The 16,616-nt window shown below is 64.7% G+C and carries 20 protein-coding genes; 6 read left to right on the forward strand and 14 right to left on the reverse strand.

Features of this window, described 5'->3' with window-relative positions; translation table 11 throughout:
* Window positions 1-82: 82 nt before the first annotated feature.
* The 3 genes from ACU8HS_RS03235 to ACU8HS_RS03245 are packed head-to-tail and all read left to right on the forward strand — an operon-like array spanning window position 83 to window position 1,367.
* Window positions 83-559: an SRPBCC domain-containing protein gene (locus ACU8HS_RS03235; RefSeq protein ID WP_113500837.1), complete on the forward strand. Its 477-nt coding sequence runs from the start codon at window positions 83-85 to the stop codon at window positions 557-559.
* Window positions 560-564: 5 nt separating this feature from the next.
* Window positions 565-981, forward strand: coding sequence for a VOC family protein (locus tag ACU8HS_RS03240; protein ID WP_113500838.1), 417 nt, complete (start codon window positions 565-567; stop codon window positions 979-981).
* Window positions 978-1,367 (forward strand): DoxX family protein, encoded by a 390-nt coding sequence (locus ACU8HS_RS03245; RefSeq protein ID WP_112754258.1) that lies wholly within the window; start codon window positions 978-980, stop codon window positions 1,365-1,367. Before ACU8HS_RS03240 ends, ACU8HS_RS03245 begins: the two co-directional genes overlap by 4 nt.
* 38 nt (window positions 1,368-1,405) lie before the next feature.
* Here ACU8HS_RS03245 and ACU8HS_RS03250 read toward each other — a convergent pair whose 3' ends face one another.
* The 8 genes from ACU8HS_RS03250 to ACU8HS_RS03285 form a co-directional block, all read right to left on the reverse strand.
* Window positions 1,406-1,903, reverse strand: coding sequence for a cytochrome c-type biogenesis protein (locus ACU8HS_RS03250; protein ID WP_447015388.1), 498 nt, complete (start codon window positions 1,901-1,903; stop codon window positions 1,406-1,408).
* 315 nt (window positions 1,904-2,218) lie between these two features.
* A complete protein-coding gene (locus tag ACU8HS_RS03255) occupies window positions 2,219-4,213 on the reverse strand; it encodes a heme lyase CcmF/NrfE family subunit (protein WP_447015389.1) in 1,995 nt (664 codons plus the stop codon).
* Window positions 4,210-4,752 carry a cytochrome c maturation protein CcmE gene (gene ccmE / locus ACU8HS_RS03260; protein WP_447015390.1) on the reverse strand — a complete coding sequence of 181 codons (543 nt, stop codon included), beginning with the start codon at window positions 4,750-4,752 and terminating at the stop codon, window positions 4,210-4,212. The genes ACU8HS_RS03255 and ccmE overlap by 4 nt, the downstream gene beginning before the upstream one ends.
* Window positions 4,749-5,903, reverse strand: a complete 1,155-nt coding sequence (gene ccmI, locus ACU8HS_RS03265) for a c-type cytochrome biogenesis protein CcmI (protein ID WP_447015391.1) — start codon at window positions 5,901-5,903, stop codon at window positions 4,749-4,751. The genes ccmE and ccmI overlap by 4 nt, the downstream gene beginning before the upstream one ends.
* Window positions 5,904-6,002: 99 nt before the next feature.
* On the reverse strand, window positions 6,003-6,431 hold the full coding sequence (locus tag ACU8HS_RS03270) for a hypothetical protein (protein ID WP_112573156.1): 429 nt from the start codon (window positions 6,429-6,431) through the stop codon (window positions 6,003-6,005).
* Window positions 6,432-6,551: 120 nt separating this feature from the next.
* Window positions 6,552-7,955, reverse strand: coding sequence for an ATP-binding protein (locus ACU8HS_RS03275; protein ID WP_112573158.1), 1,404 nt, complete (start codon window positions 7,953-7,955; stop codon window positions 6,552-6,554).
* Entirely contained in the window at window positions 7,945-8,616 is a 672-nt protein-coding gene (locus tag ACU8HS_RS03280) for a response regulator transcription factor (protein WP_112573160.1), read from the reverse strand. Before ACU8HS_RS03280 ends, ACU8HS_RS03275 begins: the two co-directional genes overlap by 11 nt.
* A 53-nt stretch (window positions 8,617-8,669) precedes the next feature.
* A complete protein-coding gene (locus tag ACU8HS_RS03285; RefSeq protein ID WP_112573162.1) occupies window positions 8,670-8,918 on the reverse strand; it encodes a hypothetical protein in 249 nt (82 codons plus the stop codon).
* A 274-nt stretch (window positions 8,919-9,192) separates the two neighbouring features.
* Here ACU8HS_RS03285 and ACU8HS_RS03290 point away from each other — a divergent pair, with 274 nt between their 5' ends.
* Window positions 9,193-10,407, forward strand: coding sequence for an MFS transporter (locus ACU8HS_RS03290; protein WP_447015392.1), 1,215 nt, complete (start codon window positions 9,193-9,195; stop codon window positions 10,405-10,407).
* A 434-nt stretch (window positions 10,408-10,841) separates the two neighbouring features.
* On the opposite strand, the gene ACU8HS_RS03295 is transcribed toward ACU8HS_RS03290, so the two are convergent.
* On the reverse strand, window positions 10,842-11,153 hold the full coding sequence (locus tag ACU8HS_RS03295; RefSeq protein ID WP_112705397.1) for a Dabb family protein: 312 nt from the start codon (window positions 11,151-11,153) through the stop codon (window positions 10,842-10,844).
* Window positions 11,154-11,286: 133 nt separating this feature from the next.
* Entirely contained in the window at window positions 11,287-11,934 is a 648-nt protein-coding gene (locus ACU8HS_RS03300) for a hypothetical protein (RefSeq protein WP_447015393.1), read from the reverse strand.
* A 157-nt stretch (window positions 11,935-12,091) separates the two neighbouring features.
* On the opposite strand from ACU8HS_RS03300, the gene ACU8HS_RS03305 reads away from it, so the two are divergent.
* Window positions 12,092-12,226, forward strand: a complete 135-nt coding sequence (locus ACU8HS_RS03305; RefSeq protein ID WP_377313128.1) for a hypothetical protein — start codon at window positions 12,092-12,094, stop codon at window positions 12,224-12,226.
* Between the two features lie 82 nt (window positions 12,227-12,308).
* On the opposite strand, the gene ACU8HS_RS03310 is transcribed toward ACU8HS_RS03305, so the two are convergent.
* The 4 genes from ACU8HS_RS03310 to ACU8HS_RS03325 form a co-directional block, all read right to left on the reverse strand.
* Window positions 12,309-12,875, reverse strand: coding sequence for a TetR/AcrR family transcriptional regulator (locus ACU8HS_RS03310; protein ID WP_112573171.1), 567 nt, complete (start codon window positions 12,873-12,875; stop codon window positions 12,309-12,311).
* A 16-nt stretch (window positions 12,876-12,891) separates the two neighbouring features.
* On the reverse strand, window positions 12,892-13,353 hold the full coding sequence (locus ACU8HS_RS03315; protein WP_112757892.1) for a nuclear transport factor 2 family protein: 462 nt from the start codon (window positions 13,351-13,353) through the stop codon (window positions 12,892-12,894).
* Between the two features lie 207 nt (window positions 13,354-13,560).
* The gene (locus ACU8HS_RS03320; protein ID WP_112573175.1) at window positions 13,561-13,929 is read right to left on the reverse strand and encodes a DUF983 domain-containing protein; all 369 of its coding nucleotides are present in this window, start codon (window positions 13,927-13,929) and stop codon (window positions 13,561-13,563) included.
* Window positions 13,930-14,306: 377 nt separating this feature from the next.
* Complete coding sequence (locus ACU8HS_RS03325; RefSeq protein WP_447015394.1) at window positions 14,307-15,710, reverse strand: aminotransferase-like domain-containing protein; 1,404 nt, start codon at window positions 15,708-15,710, stop codon at window positions 14,307-14,309.
* 400 nt (window positions 15,711-16,110) lie between these two features.
* Between ACU8HS_RS03325 and ACU8HS_RS03330 the strand changes: the two genes are divergently transcribed.
* The gene (locus ACU8HS_RS03330; protein WP_113427328.1) at window positions 16,111-16,593 is read left to right on the forward strand and encodes an MSMEG_0572/Sll0783 family nitrogen starvation response protein; all 483 of its coding nucleotides are present in this window, start codon (window positions 16,111-16,113) and stop codon (window positions 16,591-16,593) included.
* The last annotated feature ends 23 nt before the right edge of the window (window positions 16,594-16,616 follow it).

Raw genomic sequence — 16,616 nt, forward strand, 5'->3', positions numbered from 1 at the left:
CCGGAAAGCGTGACGCGGTTTTCGGAACATCCGATGCCGGAAGAGACCGACCACGCAATTTCAACCGGACAGGGGGAGAAACATGGCCGATCAGCTGTCGCGCCCCACATTGCATATGCAACGGATTTTCGATGCGCCGCGCGCGCTTCTATGGGCGGCCTGGACGCGACCGGAGATGGTCGTCGCCTGGCTCGGCCCGGTGGAATGGCCGGCGGTCAGCGTCGTGCAGGACCTGCGTGTCGGCGGCGCCTATCGCGCCTGCCTGAAGAATGCCGAGGACGGACGGCTGCTGTGGCAGAGCGGCGTCTACAGGGAGATCGAGGAGCCCGCGCGCCTTTCCTTCACCTTCCAGTGGGAGGGATCGCACGAGGATGGCGAACCGGTCGTGACCCTCGTGACCGTTCTCTTCGAGGAACTGGCCGACGGGCGCACGCGGATGGATTTCACCCATGCGGAGCTGAAATCCGAGGAGAGCCTTGCCGGGCATCGCTACGGCTGGGAAAGCACGTTCGGCAGGCTGGAAAGCTGGATTGCACGTCGGGCACAACAAAGGGAGTGAGGATCATGAAACTGGTGACGAATCTCGTTTTCAAGGGCGAATGCCGGCAGGCTTTCGAATTCTACGCCAAGGTGCTCGGCGGCACGCTGACGGGCATGCACACGTTCGCCGAGGCGCCCGGCGACATGCCGATCGATCCGTCCTTCAAGGACAAGATCATGCATGCTTGGCTCGATGTCGGCGACCAGTCGCTGATGGGCTGCGACGCGCCTCCCGGATACCAGGAGGACATGGGCGGCTTCAGCGCCACCTATCACAGCCAGGATGCGGCGGAAGCAAAACGCGTCTTCGAGGCGCTGTCGGAAGGCGGCAAGGTGACGATGCCCTTCAACGCCACCTTCTGGTCGCCGGGCTTCGGCATGTTCACCGACCGTTTCGGCACGCCCTGGATGGTCAACACGATCCCGGCGGGCCAGCCATGACGGGCGGCGCCATGATCTGGACCGGCCGCGTCCTGACCGGGCTTTTCGCGCTCTTCATGCTCGGCGCGTCGATCGCCCCCAAGCTGCTTGGCCTGCCGGTCGCCGAGGAAACGATGACCGCACTCGGCTGGCCGAACGGCTATGTGCCGATGATCGGCCTGATCGAGCTTGCCTGCCTCGTGCTCTACCTTATCCCGCAGACGAGCGTTTTCGGCGCGGTGCTGATGATGGGGCTGCTCGGCGGGGCGATGGCAACGCAGATCCGGGCGGGAAGCCCGCTCTTCAGCCATATATTGTTCAGCATCTATCTCGGGCTGTTCATGTGGGGCGGGCTGTGGCTGCGCGATCCGGCGGTCCGGGCGCTGTTTCCCTATCGCAAGGCCTGAGCATCGGCCGATCCGCCGTGAATGCGGCGGAACGGTTTCTATTTCTCCAGAAGCTCGGCAAGCCGTGCCTGCTCTTCGTCGGTGAGCTTGCTGCCGGTCGGCTTGCCGGCGCGCCTGCGGGCAAAGACGATGAGGGAGACGCCGCCGGCAAGGATCAGCAGCACCGGGGCGCCCCAGAGCAGCAGCGTGCGCAGGCTGACGCGCGGCTTCAGGAGCACGAACTCGCCGTAGCGCGAGACGATATAGTCCAGCACCTCCTCGTCCGTATCGCCGTCGGTGATGCGCTCGCGCACGAGAAGGCGCAGGTCTCTGGCAAGATCGGCATTGGAATCGTCGATCGACTGGTTCTGGCAGACCATGCAGCGCAGCTCCGCCGACAGCGCCCGTGCCCGGGCTTCAAGGGCCGGGTCGGCAAGCACCTCGTCCGGGTTGACGGCGAAGGCGGACATTGGGGCGAAAAGGACGACCAGGATGAGGAGGAGCCGGGAGAGCAGCTGCAACGCTAGCGGGGCACGCCGAACCTCTCCTCTCCTCATTCCTGTCCTCGGACTTGTTCCGGGGATCGTCACAGGAATCCAGTCACGGCGCGTCTGCGGCGTGACTGCATCATGCGATGCAGAGGAAGAGTCTCCCGTGCCCAAGGACTTGGGCACGCTGGATTCCTGTGACAGGCACAGGAATGAGGGAAGTTGGGGGAAGCGCCTCATTCCACCGGCTCCATTGTCGGTGCTGCGGCCTTGGCTTCGCCCCCCTGCCCGGGGCGCCCACAGACAGGCGCCGAACCTCTCCTCCTCATTCCTGTCCTCGGACTTGTTCCGGGGACAGGAACGAGGGAAGTTGGAGGAAGCGCCTCATTCCGCCGGCTCCATTGTCGGTGCTGCGGCCCTGGTCTTCGCCTTCCGGCTCGGGGCGCCGACCCGCAGGCGCCGGTCGCTGAGCGAGACGAAACCGCCGAGCGCCATGACCAGCGCCCCGCCCCAGATGCACAGGATGAACGGCTTCCACCAGATGCGCACGACGATGCCGCCGTCATGGGTGGCGTCGCCGAGCGAGACATAGAGCTGGCTGAGGCCGAAGGTCAGGATGCCGGCCTCCGTCGTCGGCATCTGCCTTGCGGTATAGAGCCGCTTGGCCGACCAGGTATCGGCGACTTGCGCGCCGCCGCGGCGGATCGAGAAATGGCCGCGGTCCTCGGTATAGTTCGGGCCGGTCGCCGGCTGCATGCCGTCGAAGACGATGCCGTAGCCGCCGGCCTCCGCCGACTGGCCGGGCTTCATCTCGATCACATGCTCGGTCGCAAACGTGGTGACAGTGACGATGCCGAGCACGGTGATGCCAAGCCCGGCATGGGCAAGCGCCGTGCCGAAGGCCGAGCGCGGCAGGCCGGAGAGCCGCCGCCAGGCGATATCGGCCTTCACCTTGCCGATGCCGGCGCGGTACCAGAGATCGGCAACGGCGCCCAGGATCAGGAACAGGCCGGCGGCAAGGCCGAGCACGGCCATGACCGGGCCGCCATGTTCGAGATAGAAGAAGACGAGCGCGGCGGCAAAGGCGAGAGCGGCCACGACATAGAGCCGCTGCAGGGCGCCGAGCAGGTCGCCGCGCTTCCAGGCCAGCAGCGGCCCGAAGGGCACGACGACCAGAAGCGGCGCCATCAAGAGGCCGAAGGTCAGGTTGAAGAAGGGCGGGCCGACGGAGATCTTGTCGCCGGTCAGCGTTTCCAGCACCAGCGGATAGAGCGTGCCGGTCAGAACCGTGCCGCAGGCAACCGTCAGGATCAGGTTGTTGACGACGAGCGCGCCTTCGCGCGAGATCGGCGCAAACAGGCCGCCGGCCGAGAGCAACGGGGCGCGCAGGGCAAAGAGCGACAGCGCCCCGCCGATGAAGACCAGCAGGATGCAGAGGATGAAGACGCCGCGGCTCGGGTCGCTGGCAAAGGCATGCACCGAGGTGAGCACGCCCGAGCGCACCAGGAAGGTGCCCATCAGCGACAGCGAGAAGGTGAGGATGGCAAGCAGCACCGTCCAGATCTTCAGCGCCTCGCGCTTTTCCATGACGAGCGCCGAATGCAGAAGTGCTGTGCCGGCAAGCCAGGGCATGAAGGAGGCGTTCTCCACCGGGTCCCAGAACCACCAGCCGCCCCAGCCGAGTTCGTAATAGGCCCAGTAGGAGCCCATGGCGATGCCGAGCGTCAGAAAGGTCCAGGCGGCCAGCGTCCAGGGCCTGACCCAGCGCGCCCAGGCCGCATCAATGCGCCCGTCAAGAAGGGCGGCGACGGCGAAGGAGAAACAGACCGAGAAGCCGACATAACCGAGATAGAGCAGCGGCGGATGGATGGCGAGGCCGACATCCTGCAGCACCGGGTTCAGGTCCCGGCCCTCGGCCGGGGCCGGATCGAGGCGCAGGAACGGATTGGAGGTCAGCAGGATGAAGAGGATGAAGGCGACCGAGATCCAGGCCTGGACGGACAGGACATTGGCCTTCAGCGTATCGGGCAGGTTGCGGCCGAAGAGCGCGACCAGCGCGCTGAACAGCGACAGGATCAGGAGCCAGAGCATCATCGAGCCCTCGTGATTGCCCCAGACGCCGGAATATTTGTAGATCAGCGGCACCAGCGAATGCGAGTTCTCCCAGACGTTCTTCACCGAGAAGTCGGAGACGACATGGGCATAGGTCAAGACGCCGAAGGAGAAGGCGACGAGGGCAAAGAGCAGGACGGAGCCGAGCGGGGCCACGTCCATCATCGCAACATCGCCGCGGCGCGCGCCGATGGCCGGCACCAGCGACAGCACGATTGCCGTGGCAAGCGCCAGAACCAGCGCGTAATGGCCGATCTCGATAATCATGGCGTCGCCTTCGCTTCCTGGCCGCCGGCTTGCTGGCCCGTCGCTTCCTGGCCCGTCGCCCCCTGGTCCTTGGCGTCCTTGCCCTGCGGGGCGGCGCCCTTGCCCTCTTCCCACAGGCCCTCGGCCTTCAGCTTGTCGGCCACTTCCTTGGGCATATAGGTCTCGTCATGCTTGGCCAGCACGGTATCGGCGGTAAAGATATTGCTGCCGGCCTCGAACGATCCTTCCGTCACCACCCCCTGCCCCTCGCGGAACAGGTCGGGCAGGATGCCCTGGTAGCGCACGTTGACGATCTCACCGCTCGGATCGGTCACGGCAAACCGCACGACCGAGCCCTCGCCGCGCAGCACGCTGCCGGCGCCCACCAGCCCGCCGAGGCGGATGCGGGTGCCGGGTGCGACCGGGTTGCCGGCGAGATCGCCCGGCATGTAGAAATAGGCGACCGACTGGCTGAAGGCGAACAGCACGAGCAGCACGGCGGCGGCGATGAAGCCCATGCCGCCGGCAATCACCGCCAGGCGTTTCTGCTTGCGCGTCATTCCGTCAACCCCTCCGTGGCGATGCCGAGTTCCCTGGCCAGCGCCAGCAATTGCCGGCCCTCGTTCCCGGAGGCCGGGAAGGCGGCCAGGCCGCGCTTCAGCGCGTCTGCTGCGCGATCCTTGTCGTTCAATACGGCGTAGGAGCGGACAAGGCGCATCCAGCCCTCGAAATTGTCGGGATCGACGGTCAGTCTGGCATCGAGGCTTTCCACCATGCCGCGGATCATCTGCTGGCGCTCGCCGCTGCTCATCGTCCCGGCCGCCGCCACGTCCTCGGCCGTCGGGCCACCCGGCGCGGCGGAGCCGGCGGCCGGCGGGGCGGCAGGCGCAGACGCCGTGCCGCCGTTCCGGGCGATATGTTCGTTGACCAGCGCCAGCCAGGGCGCATCGGCCGGCGACTGCTTCGCCAGCGCCTCGAAGGCGCCGCGCGCCGCCTCCGCCTGTCCCGCCTGTTCCAGGCTCAAGGCAATGTAGAAGCGGGCGCGCGGGTTGTCGGGCTCGAGGGCCAGCGACTGTTCCAGCGCCTTGCGCGCATCCTCGGTCACGACACCTTCGGCAGTCGCCATCAGCGTTTCGGCAAGGCCGTCGAGACGCGCCGGGCTCGGGCCGAGCAGGCGGATGGCGTTGCGATAGGCGGCCTCGGCATCGGACAGGCGCATGGTGCTGAAATAGATCGGCGCCAGCACGTCCCAGCCCCGGCCGTCATCGGGGTTCTGGGCCAGATGCCGCTCGGCCTTGGCGACGAGGACGGCCATGTCCCTGCCGGGATTGGCAAGGCGGGCTTCCAGCGGCTGCGACGGCAGGCCGGGCCTGCCGGTATTGATATAAAGACAGAGCCCGACGACCGGCAGGAGCAAAACGATGAAGGCTTCCGCCAGCCGGTGGCGGCGCGCCGGCTGGCGCGCCTCGGCGGGGGAAGCACCGGAAACGGCGATCAGGCGCCGGCCGATCTCGGCGCGGGCGTAATCGGCCTCGTCGGCATTGATCAGGCCGCCCGCAAGGTCGCGGTCGAGTTCGCGCAGCTGGTCGCGATAGACGGCCGCTTCGCCGGCGCGCGTGTCCTCCACCGCCTTTGCCCGACGCAAAAGAGGGTAAAGCAGGATGACGGCAACCGCCGCCGTCAGGACAGCCACGAGAATCCAGAACAGCATATCGGCCCAAATACTTGAAGCGCGCCCTCATTCCAACTGCCAATGCCGGAATGACGAAGATTTGAGGCTTTTGGCCGCAAGCGGGGCCGGCGGGCAGGCTCAGCCGAGCGGCGACCAGGTGCCGTTCTCGTTGCGACAGGCAACGCCGCGCGCCAGCGCATCCTTGCCGTCGGCCGTCACCGTATGGGTGTACTGGCGGCAGTTCTGCGAGCCGACCTGATAGGGGGCGGCGGCCACGACGCTGCCCTTGGCATCCCGGCCGGTCCAGGTGACGGGCTGGCCGACGGCCGCACCTTCCAGCGCGCGATATTCGGCCTCCAGCGCCCGCTGCCTGTCGCTGTCGCCGAGCTGCACGCCGGTGCGCCCGACAATGCCGCCCTGCAGCGCGGAGATGAAAGCGGCCGAGGCCGGCGGCTTGCTGGCGCCGAAAAGGCCTCGCGAGGTGGCGCCCTTCGTCGTCGTGCAGCCAGAGAGCGCGACGGCGACGAGAAGGGAGGAAACGATCATGCCTTGCGAACGTAGAGTCATTGCAATCGAACCACGATCAGGGGTGGGAGTTCAGCCGATCGAAGTGCAGCGTCCCCGTGTCAGCATTAAGGCAAAGCATGCTATACATTTGCCACTATCTTTGTGACATCAAGCAGTTGCTCATGCAACATCCTTTGTCACACCCGGCAGGATAAGCTTGGCTTTCAGCCCGCCCCACTCGCCGCGCGAAAGCTCCAGCCGGCCCTGGTACTCGTTGGAAATCTCGGTGACGATGGACAGGCCGAGGCCGGTTCCGGGCTTGCTTTCGTCCAGCCGCCGGCCGCGCTTCAGCGCCTCGCGGATCTGGTCAGGCTCCAGGCCGGGGCCGTCGTCCTCGACGGAAAGCTCGACCCAGTGCTTGCGGGCGCTCGCTTCGGTTCCCCGCACGTCCTCGCCGGCTTCGACGGCCTGAAGGCGCACCTTGCTTTTGGCGAAACGGGCGGCGTTTTCCAGGAGGTTGCCCACCGTCTCCTCCAGATCCTGCTGCTCCATGGCGACGGCCAGATGCGGCGGCTGCACGATCAGCTCGAATTCGGTCTCGACGTTCAGGCGGCGCATGACGCGCACCAGCCGCTCCAGCGCCGGCTCGGCATCGGTTCTGGCCAGCACGGATTCGCGCTGGGCGGCGATGCGGGCGCGGTTGAGATAGGATTGCACCTGCCCCTGCATGGCCTCGGCCTGATTGCGCACGAGGTCGCCATGCGACCGGTCGAGCACGCGCGCCTCGTTGAGCAGCACGGCAATCGGCGTCTTCAGCGAATGGGCGAGATTGCCGACCTGCATGCGCGCCCGCTCGACGATGCGGCGGTTGCTGTCGATCAGCGCATTGACCTCGTTGGCAAGCGGCAGGATTTCGCGCGGGAAATCGCCCTTCAGCTGCTCGCTTTCGCCGGCGCGGATGCGCTCGAGGGCGGCGCGCGCCTTGTCCAGCGGCTTGAGGCCGTAGAGAATGGCGAGCGCATTGACGATGAGGCTGCCGACGCCGAAGCCGGCGAGCGCCAGATAGAGCCGGTGGGAAAAATTGCGCACGTCGTCTTCCACGACATCGACATTGCCGGTGACGCGGAAGCGGGCGGCGCGGCCGTCGGTATCGAGCACGACTTCGGTTTCGGCCACCTGCACGCGGTTTCCGGAAGCGTCCGTCACCTGGTAATAGCGCTCGTAATTCTTGTCGAAGGGCGCTTCGACCACCGACAGGACCGGAATGGTCGCCGAGCCGAGCGAGGGCGAAACGAGCGGCGCGGTCGTATAGGTGCCGAGCGGCTCGACCACCCAGTACCAGCCGGTCTTCGGCTGGGCGAAGCGCAGGTCGCCGAGCTGCGGGCTGCCGGACAGCGCGCCCTGATCGCCGATCGTCACGGAATTGATGACATTGTAGAGCTGGGCGCGCAGCAGGTCCTGAAAGCCGCGTTCGGCGCTGCGCCTGTAAAGCGTCGAAATCAAAAGCCCGATCACCACCAGCGCCACCGTCGACCAGACCGTGGTCAGAAGCAGCACGCGTGCGGTGAGCGACTTAATTCGCATTGGTCGGCGCTTGGATGCGGTAGCCGAGACCGCGCACCGTTTCGATCAGATCGACGCCCATCTTCTTGCGCAGGCGGCCGACGAAGACCTCGATCGTATTGGAATCGCGGTCGAAATCCTGATCGTACATATGTTCGACCAGCTCCGTGCGGGAGACCACCTCGCCCATGTGATGCATGAGATAGGCAAGCAGGCGGTATTCGTGCGAGGTGAGTTTCAGCGTCACACCGTTGACGATCGCCTTCGAGGTCTTGGTGTCGAGCCGCACCGGGCCGCAGACGATTTCGGAGGAGGCATGGCCGGCGGCGCGGCGGATGAGCGCGCGGATGCGGGCGAGCACTTCCTCGACATGGAAAGGCTTGGTCACGTAATCGTCGGCGCCGGCGTCGATGCCGGCCACCTTGTCGCTCCAGCGGTCGCGGGCGGTCAGGATCAGCACCGGCACGGTGCGGCCGGCGCCGCGCCATTTTTCCAGCACGGTCACACCGTCCATTTCCGGCAGGCCGATATCGAGGATGATGGCGTCATAGGGTTCGGTATCGCCGAGGAAGTGGCCTTCCTCGCCGTCGAAGGCCTGATCGACCACATAACCCGCCTCTTTCAGCGTGTCGCTCAGCTGCCGGTTCAGATTGACGTCGTCTTCGACTACCAGAATGCGCATCGCTTCGCCTTCTTCCGCTGCAAATCACTGGAACCTTGATAAGCCGATTCCGCTTACATCGGAACCTTTACCGTTACCTTGCGCGGACGCTGGCCGTTACCCTGGACGAGAACGGTTATGATGCAGACATTGCCCACCGGCTGCACGGAAAGAAGCTGGCCGCCGGTCTCGTCCACGACCTGCTGGGCTGCGGCGCTGCAATCGCCCGCCACACGCAGGACAAGCGTGTGCGTATCGTCCGGTGAGGGCGCCGAAACCGCCAGGCCGGCGGCCAATGCTGCGACGCTCAGAGGAGAGGCCATGTGCTGTGCTTTCAATGTAATGCCAACGTGCTGAGACTATGTACTCAAGCGACCTGAATGGCAAATGAATGCACGGTAATGAAGGTTTTTTAGAACAATTCTCGACTATTGCGCGAAATATACATGAATTCCGAACGATACGGCTAAGGTCTTCTGCCGCCGCGAAAATCCCGGCGTCCGGCAGACGCGTGCCGGATCTGTCCGGCCGCACCTTTCCCCGTCTGGTTGAATCTGCTATCGCTGCGGCCCCTTCATCCGTTCCATCTCCGGGTCCATGCAGACATCATTCCCGCTTCGTACGGCGCAGACAGTTGGCGTGCTCGCCGTCACCCAGCTGATCGGCTGGGGCACGACTTTCGACATGCTCGGCGTCATGGGCCGCGTCATCGCGCCCTCGCTCGGGCTGCCGAACGAGGCGATCTTTGCCGGGCTGACGGTCATGATGGTCATCAGCGCCTTTGCCGGCCCGGCCACCGGGCGCTGGCTCGGCCGCTACGGAGCAGCAAGGGTGCTGGCCGCCTCTTCGGTCATCATTGCGGCCGGCCTGCTGCTGCTTGCCGCCGCCGCCAACATCGCCGTCTATGCGCTCGCCTGGGTCGTGATCGGCTTCGGCGGCGCGCTCGGCCTTTCGGCGCCCTGCTATACCGCCGTCGTGGAGCGCGAGGGCGCCAACGGCAAACGCGTCATCGCCATCCTGATGCTGTTCACCGGCCTTTCGGCCACCATCTTCTGGCCGATCCTGACGCTGCTCAACGACAATTTCGGCTGGCGCGTCACCTTCCTCGTCTCGGCCGGCCTGCACTTCTTCGTCTGCCTGCCGCTGCATCTCTTCGGGCTGCCGAAGCCGGTGGCGGCGCACACGCAGGGGACCGGCGCCGAAACGCCGCCGGTGGAGCTTTCGCCGGCCGACCGGCGCAGGGCCTTCATGCTGATTGCCGTCTTCACCACGCTCTGCACCTTCGTCACCTTCGGCGTGTCGCCGTCGCTGATCGAAATCTTCCGCCAGTCGGGCGCCTCGCCGGCGCTTGCCCTGCAGCTCGGCTCGGCCCGCGGCGTCATCGGCATTTCGGCACGTGCCCTCGACATGCTGCTCGGCAGACGCGGCAATCCGATCCTGACCTCGGTCATGGGCGTCAGCCTGATGCTGTTCAGTTTCCTGACGCTCTTCGTGCTGCCGCCGTCGACGCCGCTGCTCGTCACTTTCGTGCTGCTCTACGGCTTCGGCTCCGGCGTGCTGGCGGTCGCCCGCGCGCTGCTGCCGCTCGCCCTCTTCTCCGCCGCCGACTACGGGCTGCAGGCGGCCCGCCTGTCGATGCCGCAGAACCTCGCCAATGCGGTGGCGCCCGTCGTCTTCACCGCCATCCTCGACCGGGCCGGCGCCGGCCCGACGCTTGTCACCTGCGCGGCGCTGGCGGCCATCGCGCTGGTTTTCGTGATGATGCTTTCGGCGCTGGTGCGCGGCGCAAGGGCGAGCGCACAGCCGGCCTGACAGCCCGTGACCCCGGCAGCGGCAGCCGCCGATCCGCCAAGCTTCTGAATCATTTACGACTTTTTCTTCCGAACCTGCATCCGGCAGTTCACAGCCCGGTTCAGCTGCGGTCGAAGGCCGTTTTGGCCTTCTTCTAACCCATTGATCCTGAATAAGAATTTCGTTTAGTGTAGCAAAAGTGCCGTTTTTTCGGGCTAAGTCATTGATTCTGAATAAGTGATCCACAAACCCTCAAAAATACGCATAAAGAAATTCAAAATCGGGGAACGCGGGCTCCGAACGAAATTTTTTATAAAAGTTTTTTCGCCTGTCAGCATCACTTATTCAGAATCAATGACTTAGCCGAAGAATGACTGCACTGCCGGTACACTGAACGGAATAGTTATTCAGATTCAAGGGGATAGGCCGCCGCAGGGGCGGTGCGGCCGCTGCCGTCAGTCCTGCAGGGGGCGTGTGACGGCCCTGGCGCTGTCGAAATCGGCCGCCGTCCTGGTGTCGCGCAGCGGTTTGACCGTGCGGGTGGAGCGATCGTAATCGGGATGCGCCTTGTAGGCGGCGAGCGCTTCCTCGCTCTCGAATTCGCCATAAACGACGAAATCGACCGCGTTGCCCCACTGGTCCGTCTTGACGTTTTCGCCGATTTCCAGCTTCAGCGCGTGCGGGATGCCGGTCAATATCGAAAGCCCCTTGCGCACCGCCTCGCGGTTTTGCTCCGGCACGGTGAAGAAGACGATATGGCGGATCACGCGGAATACTCCTGTGGGACGTCTACAGGCCCGAAAGCTCTTGGGGCCTGAAGCTTTGGACCCGCCGGGCGATAACACGCGCCGCCCGCGCCTTCAACAGGGCCACAATGCCGCGCCGCCGCGTGGCGATCGTTCAGACCGGCTTGCGGCGCTTGCGCCCCTTGTTTTCGCGCATGGCGGCGAGGAACGTCCGGCCGTAGTCGGCAAGCTTTTCGGCCCGGTCGGTGCCGTTGACGATGCGGCGCGCATTGACCCAGTCTTCCCTCTCGGCGTTGAAATGGTCGCAGAGCCGATGGCCGGTGAAGCTGCCGCGCAGCATGCCCTCGACCAGGATCGTCACGGCCGGCGCCATTTCCATGGCGCGGTCGGGCCGGGCGACGAGATCGATGCCAGTGACCTCGCTCATCGCCTCGTAGTTCCGCTTGTGGGTGAGCTGCACCAGGCCGCGGCCGAGCCAGCACTTGCCCTCCTCGTCGGCGCGCCAGTAGGGCGACTTCACCCAGGAGAGCCGGCCGGCGGCGAAAGCGGCCTCGAGGATCTCGACGGCGCGCGAATCGCTTTCCGCCAGCGTCTCGCGCACAGGCTGCATCGTATAGGCGGTCTCATGAAAGGCGGTCGCCAATATATAGGCCAGCCAGCGCCGATCTGCGGTAGCCAGATTCGCGTCCCAGTAGTCAAGGATGGCGTTCATGCCTTCGATCCGGGCAGGGTTAAGGCTGCCCTTGAACAGCGAGCGGCTTACGCTGCGAAAGAAGAATTGCCGATCGAGCGAGACAGTCATGATACGCTTCCTGCAGGTCCTTTGTGGTTAACGTCCGCTTAATCGATTGAAATTAACTAAATCGTTTCAAGTGTGACGCCGGTTCATTTACACGCAGATTTTATTGTGCGATGCATCAATTCGTAACCACACCCTTGCTGAGGAAGAGAGGTATACGATGCAAACCACCGCAGAAACTCCGACCAAGATCCCCCAGCACGTCGTCGACCAGATGGAAAACGAGTGGCGCCAGGTCCGCACGCAGCGCGAGAATCCGCGCCCGGTCAGCCTGCCCTCCCGGAACGACGCCTAAACACAATCCTGACGGGTGAGGGCGTCATGGCCCCCTCACCCGCTTGCGGCATTCGCTCCGCTGCCGGGGCGGCGGCCATAACCTATCTTCCAGGTTGCGCCGCAGCCAGCCTGCCGGCCAGCCGGTCCAGCGTTCTTCGAAACATTTCCGTGTCGTCAAGCGCCCGCGAGAGCACCAGCGCGCCCTGAATGCCGGATACCGCCTCCTCGGCGGCGGCAAGGGCCGCAGCCTCGCCGCAGCCGGCGCGGACCAGCGCCCGGCGCAGCGCCTCGATCCAGCGGACGAAATAATCGCGGATGGCGGGCGAGAAGCGCTCGCGGGTTTCGTCCAGCGCAAAGGCGCCGACGAGGCAGATGCGGCGGCCGGAGCGGAAATAATCCATCACGTTCGCCCACATCGCATCGATCGCCGCGGCCGCGTCGTCGCGGCGCAGGGGCTCGTAGACGGCGCGTTCGAACCAGACGTCGACATCGGCAAGGACGGCGGCCGCCATCTCCTCCTTGCCGCCGGGGAAGAAGTGATAGAGGCTGCCCTTGCCGATGCCGGTGCGCTCGGTAATGCGGCTCAGCGTCGTGCCCTCGTAGCCGAGCTCGCGGAAGATCTCGGCGAGCAGCGGCACGATATCGGCACGTTCATAAACGGTTTTCACGCGTCACCCCGGGGCCTCAGAGGCCGAGGTCGGAAAGGCCCGGATGGTCGTCGGGCCGCCGGCCGAGCGGCCAGTGGAACTTGCGATCCGATTCCCGGATCGGCAGATCGTTGATGCAGGCGAAACGGCGCTGCATCAAGCCCTCGGCGTCGAATTCCCAGTTCTCGTTGCCATAGGAGCGGAACCAGTTGCCGCTGTCGTCGTGCCATTCATAGGCGAAACGCACGGCGATGCGGTTGTCGGTGAAGGCCCAGAGCTCCTTTATCAGCCGGTAATCCAGCTCCTTGGCCCATTTGCGGGTCAGGAAGGCGACGATCTCGGCGCGGCCGGTGACGAATTCGGCGCGGTTGCGCCACCGGCTGTCCGGCGTGTAGACGAGCGAGACGCGCTGCGGATCGCGGCTGTTCCAGCCGTCTTCGGCAAGGCGGACCTTCCGGGCTGCGGTTTCCTCGGTGAAGGGGGGAAGCGGTGCGGGCATGCCTGGTCTCCTTGGTTGATCTGTACCTTTCGCTCCACATTGTACCGATTGGTACAATCTGCACAAGAGACTTGGACAGCCGTTTCCTGCGGCATTTTGGCGTCGCAGAACGACCGCCGCCCGAGCAGCAAAAAGGCCGCCCGACGGTGCGAGCGGCCTTCAGACGCAGAGACCAGGGTGTCCCGCGTGATCCTTGATTGCCCGAGATCAGGCAAGCCTGCCCTCTTCCGCCTTGTAGAAATACTGGCTTGCGACCAGCCATCCCTTCAGCGGCCTCAGCGGCGGAATGCAGGTGGCGAACATGAAGGGACCAGTGACCAGAAGCTGGACCCAGAGCGGGGCGGAAAAGGCCACTTCCAGCCACACGCCCAGGAGCACGCTCGGCACGCAGGCGAAGCAGATGACGAAAAAGGCCGGGCCGTCGGCCGGGTCGGCGAAGGAATAATCCAGCCCGCAGACTTCGCATTCCTTCTTGAGCGTGAGGAAACCCTTGAACATATGCCCCTGTCCGCAGCGCGGGCAGCGGCCCCGGATGCCGGTCTGCATCGGAGGGAGCGGAGGATATTCGGTGTCCATGGCGATCTCGCTTTCGGCGTTGCGGGGCATTGGGAGAATCCATTCAATGCCGATTATTGTATGCATACAATATAATTACATTGAAAGCGGATTGCCAGTCCATTCGTCAGAATGACGCAGCGATTTTGTGGGCTGGGTTTACGCGGTTTGGCGGCGGCGGGATTTGTCACCGCTGGAACAAGTTTGCGCGCTCGCCAAAACCCCTCCCCAACCCCTCCCCACAAGGGGGAGGGACTAACCCGTGGCACCGCATCACCCAGCTAGAAACACTGAAGAAGTGAGGGCGAGTGCAGCAGGTTAAGCCCCTCCCCCTTGTGGGGAGGGGTTTGGGGCGGGGTCTTTATAGATTGAATTGAAGCGGAAGGCGGACCAGCGGCTCAAAAAAACGAAGCCGACATTTCCGGCGGGCCTTCGAGCGCGTGGGCCATGAAGTCCAGCGCGCCCTTCAGCCTCTCGCGGCCAATCGGGCCGCCGAGGCAGACGCGCACGGCTTCGGCGGCCGCCCCTTCCACCGTGAAGGCGTCGCTTGCCACCACGCCGATGCCGGAGGCGCGCATGTGGCTGCCGAAGGTGGAGCGGGTCCAGCCGTTGGTGAGCGGCAGCCAGATGTTGAAGCTGATCGGATCGGCCCTGTAGCTGCCTTCGGGCAGGATATCGGCCACCATCTGCTGGCGCGCGCCCGCCTCGGCGCGGATGAAGCGCAGGATCGCGTCTGCCGTGCCGTCCTCGATCCAGCGGGTGGCGAGCGCCACGGTCATCGGCGAGGCCATGACGGTGTTGGCGCGCATGGCGCTGACGAAGGGCCAGATCGCCTTGGTATCCGGCGCCACGACATAGGCAAGGCGCAGGCCGGCGCCGATGCATTTGGCAAGGCCGCCGATATGCCAGGTAAGATCCGGCGCGATTGCGGCGAGCGGCGGCGGGCCGTGCAGCGGGATGAAGCCATAGGCGTCGTCCTCGACGACGGGCACGTGATATTTGCGGGCGACGGCGGCGATCTCCTCGCGGCGCTTTTCCGGAATGGTCAGCGTCAGCGGGTTCTGCAGGGTCGGATTGAGATAGAGCGCCTTCGGGGCCAGACGCTCGCAGGCTTCCGCGAAAGCATCGGGCAGGATGCCCGCCTCGTCCATCGGCAGGCCGGAGAGGTTGAGCCGCAGCTGGGCGGCGATCGAGCGCATGCCGGGATAGGTGATGTTTTCCGACAGCACGGTCTCGCCGGGCTTTGCCAGCAGGCCGAAGATCGCCAGCAGCGCCGGATGGGCGCCGGGGGTGACGAAGATGCGCTCCTGCGAGGGCACCAACCCGCGGCGGCTGAGCCAGGCGGCAGCCGCCTCCTTGTCCATGCCGGAACCACCGAAACCCTGGTAGCGCAGCAGCGGAATGAGATTGGTCGCCACCGCCGACATGCCCTCGCGCATGCGGGCGATCAGGTCCTGATCGTCGGGCTCCGGCGGCAGGTTCATCGAAAAGTCGACGACGGAGGCGCGGCGCGGATCGGGCGCGGCATCGGAGGCGAAGCCGCGCCGCTCGCGGTCCTGCCCGCCGGTGACGAAGGTGCCGCGGCCGACATGGGAGTCCACCAGGCCGCGCTTCTGCGCTTCCACATAACCGCGCGCGACCGTGGTGAAATCGATGTTGAGGCGCCTGGCGAGCTCACGCTGCGGCGGCAGCCTGTCGCCCACAGCCAGCACGCCGCTTCTCAGATCCATTTCGATGAGATCGGCAATCGCCATGTAACGGGGGCTGGAGGAGCGGGCAAGGTCGGGATGCCAGTCTTTCATTTCATGATCCGCAATTCGTGATCGGCGCAGAAGGGATTCCTGATGACATTGACCGTATATTGTTGCATGATCCCGCTGTCACGCAAAAACGTCGGCCGACAGGAGCCTGACGGATGACCGAATGCCGCATTTGAGACTGGCATGTTCCGCGGCGCGGAAAACCTCCCTATATTGACAGCACATTGATTGCATTCATTTCATTCACATTTGCATTCATTTTTTGCACGAAAATGCTTGCCAAATCGGCGTCAATTTCAACTCACCTCCGAATTGAATGCATAATTGAATGCTTTTAAGCATGAATTGACTGCTATTTGTGCAAAGTCAATTTGGCACGGTGCTTGCAATTCAATGGCTGTACCCCGCGACAGGGGCCTGACTTCAAACACAGGAGCCATTCATGCCCGCAGTTACCGCACCGGCCCACGCAGATGGAGACTTCTTCGTCGATTACGAGGAGAAGGTCTTTGAAGACGTCCAGGCCAAGGAGGGCGAGAAAGCCCTCATCACCTTCCATACCGTCGCCTTCGAAGGCTCGATCGGCCTTGTGAACCTGCTGCAGGCCAAGCGCCTGAAGCGCAAGGGCTTCGAAACATCCGTGCTTCTCTATGGTCCCGGCGTCACACTCGGCGTGCAGCGCGGCTTTCCCAAACTCGGCGCGGAAGCCTTTCCCGGCCATCTGAACTTCAACAACCAGATCAAGGGCTTCATGGAAGAAGGCGGCAAGGTCTATGCCTGCCGCTTCGCGCTGCAGGCGCTCTATGGCCATGGCGAGCAGTCGCTCATCCCCGGCATCCGCCCGATCAGTCCGCTCGACGTGCTGGACATGATCCTGATCCACCGTCGCGACGGCGCCTTCATCCTCGACACCTGGACGCTCTGACCTGCGGGAGCGAACCCTTCTCC

The organism is Rhizobium sp. KDH_Rht_773_N (assembly GCF_052946295.1).